This is a genomic window from Bartonella fuyuanensis (assembly GCF_014197255.1).
Taxonomy (GTDB): Bacteria; Pseudomonadota; Alphaproteobacteria; order Rhizobiales; family Rhizobiaceae; genus Bartonella; species Bartonella fuyuanensis.
On the sequence record NZ_JACIFE010000048.1, the window covers coordinates 1 to 3076 of the forward strand.

General features: G+C 34.2%; 2 protein-coding genes. Both read left to right on the top strand.

Annotation, left to right across the window (positions count from 1 at the left end):
* Positions 1–36: 36 nt before the first annotated feature.
* Entirely contained in the window at positions 37–423 is a 387-nt protein-coding gene (locus GGR08_RS07660) for an ABC transporter transmembrane domain-containing protein (protein ID WP_343050843.1), read from the top strand.
* A 1448-nt stretch (positions 424–1871) separates the two neighbouring features.
* On the top strand, positions 1872–2756 hold the full coding sequence (locus GGR08_RS07665; protein ID WP_183194718.1) for a metallophosphoesterase family protein: 885 nt from the start codon (positions 1872–1874) through the stop codon (positions 2754–2756).
* Positions 2757–3076: the final 320 nt, after the last annotated feature.

The following is a 3076-nucleotide window of genomic DNA, read 5'->3' on the forward strand; positions in this document are numbered from 1 at the left end:
TGATGTGTTCTTTTAAGAATGCGCAAGGTATCACACGTGCCTTGCGTGGTACTTGGCATGGGCGTTATGGAACAGCCCGTTGCCCTGCTCATGATCAGTTGCGCTGCTGTCGTTTTGCGCTTACTTGGCTTGGTGAATCCTTTTATTTTTCAAGCGATTATCGACCGTATTCTCCCTTTTCAGCGTATTGAAAGTCTCTATGCTATCGTTGTCTTGATGGTTTCTATCATGCTGTTTAGCACGGCTCTTAGCACTCTATCTGGCTACTTAGGAGCTTATTTAGCCAATCGGCTTACGCTAGAATTTGGACGGCGCATTTACACCCATCTTTTAAGTCTCTCTTTGCCCACTTTACGCACTTGGCAAGTGGAAGAACTGTTTTCACGTATTGGAAAGAGAGAAAAATATAATGAATATGGATAACAATTTTATACTTTTGCACTTTTATAAATCAATATAATTAATAATATAATGAATAGCACAAGATAATATAACGACTAAAATCATTATTAATAGTGATTTCTTTATAGATGCTTCCCAACTATAGCTTTTAAATCTAAGTAACAAAGTACATGCAAAAAAAACCACAAAAAAACCTATAAATTCTGGAAGAAATAATTTTGCAGTTTTATAAATAATCTCCATAATGAAGATACTCCCTAAAATATGATTGTCATAAATATTATGATATCCCTGAAATCAGTTGTGTTATAGTTTTTAAATTATGTTCACAATATCATTGATCTCAGGAATATATTGCTTGCTATTTTCTAATAAATTAGAAAAAGTATTTTTTTACTTTATCGATGATAGCAATCATCTACCTTATGTCCGAAGGCCATAAGACCTTCGTATAGTGCACCTCCTATGCTCCAACGGCAGCGCTTTTTGGTCTTTTAATTAGACCCGTGAATCCCACTACTACTGCACCTTTAAGATCATTTGCGACTACATCTAAGCATAATGCCCCACATCATAACTATCAGAGTGAAATCAATATGCGCTCAGCAAATGGAGTAGTTGTTAGCGTATTGGAGAAGTTGATACAATTCGTATTTTAAAGAAAAAACTCTGTAAAAAAATAAATTTATATGGATCTAGTATAAACCAATATATCTATGTAAATAATCAATAAGAGAATATAACATAAAGAACATAGCTATTTTAAATAATTCCCCCTTTGCATTTTTTTCCAATTATGGGATTTGAATATATAAGGAATAATACATAAAAATCCAAATATAATTGTTGATATTAATGAAGTTGTAATACTATTAGAAAAATCTACCATTATAAAATCCAGCTCAAAATTTTATATTCCTGAAGTTTATTATATATATATGTCTATAATGAAATTAACTTTAGGAATAATTTACTGGTTATTTTCTAAAAACAAATACCAGTGCTCTTTAATTTTTTAGTGGCATTGTACCCATTTACCTATACTGGCTCCAACTGCCCCCGAACCGAAGCCATTTATTGCTCCTGCCAAAGTGGCCGCCCCCACACCTTGTGGTCCTAATATAACACCTTTCAACGCACTGCCTGCTGCGTTTGCAACTGCTCCAGCTGCAGCCCCTCCACTATTATGAATGACATCTGCTTTTCATTTCATTTGAATGCAACCATGCGTTATAATATTTGCATCATGATTTGCTTTTTAGGATCTATTCATACATGCCAATCTTATATAAAAAATGGTCAAATGAATCATACATAAAAGTATGGATTCTTAAGTGGATTCATATAAAATAATTCCATACAAGCTATTGACTTTGTTTCGTTTTTTGATATTATATTAAATATGCCTTTAACCATCAACTTATCTTATGCTTGTTCTTTAAATTATTTTTAATACTCTATGAGATTCTATGTTTTGTCTTGCCCATATATCGGATGTACATCTTTCACCCCTCCCGCAACCTACCTTCTTTGAACTTTTTGGGAAGCGTCTTACCGGTTATCTGAATTGGCAAAAAAAACGTAAGAGTCAAATGGCAACAAATGTCCTAGAAACTTTAATAGATGCCTTGAACAAAACAAAACCTGATCACCTTGTGATCTCTGGTGATCTTGTTAATCTTGCTCTCGATAAGGAATTTGAACAAGCTCATCGTTGGCTCCTTGACTTAGGACAACCTCAAGATATTTCTTTGACATTTGGAAATCATGATGCCTATATCCATGGAGCTTTACAAAAAGCATGTACTCTATTTAAGCCTTGGATCACAGGTGACGTCCCTCAAAAAAACGCCTTTCCTTATATGCGCATTCGTAAAAATGTTGCTATTATAGCGGCTTCTTCCGCCATTGCAACGCCACCTTTTCAAGCTTCTGGTTATTTTGGTAAAAGGCAAGCACAAGCTTTATCACACCTTTTAAAGACAGCAGCACAAGACAATCTTTTTCGTGTCGTCATGATCCATCATCCACCCTTTCCTAAAGCAACATTTTGGCATAAAAAATTACGAGATACAAAACGTTTTCTAGAAGTTATTAAACATCATGGTTGTGAACTTATTCTCCACGGACATACTCATTTACCCACATTGAATAACATTGAAGGACCAATTAAAAAAATTCCTATTGTTGGTGTTCCTTCCGCATCACAAGCTTTTGGTGATAAAAAACCACCTGCAGGATTTAACTTATTTTCCATTAGACGCTTACAAAATCGATGGCACTGTCAGTTGCAACGTTATAGCATTATCAATCTCCAAAATGAGATTGCATGTATCGAAACAATTGATCTTTAAAAGTTTTGGAACAACAACTTCCAAAGTTCAAAAATAACAAAAAATGAAAATATTTTTATACCCCTTTAAAAATCATAATTTTATTCCCCTCCTCCTCCTCAAAAGACAAAGCTTCAGCTTCTCTGGTCGATAAATCAACTTCGATCAGAAAGTTATATTTGCAATAACATATTGATTTATAATGATAATTCACTGTTTTGTATGTTGAATGAGAGTCTCGAATAACGTAAGATTCTCTCATTTCAAACCTCTCTATGTTGAATCAATCAAAACCACTCCTTCGCACATCACAAGTAGGATGAGTGTGTGGATCAAATTTG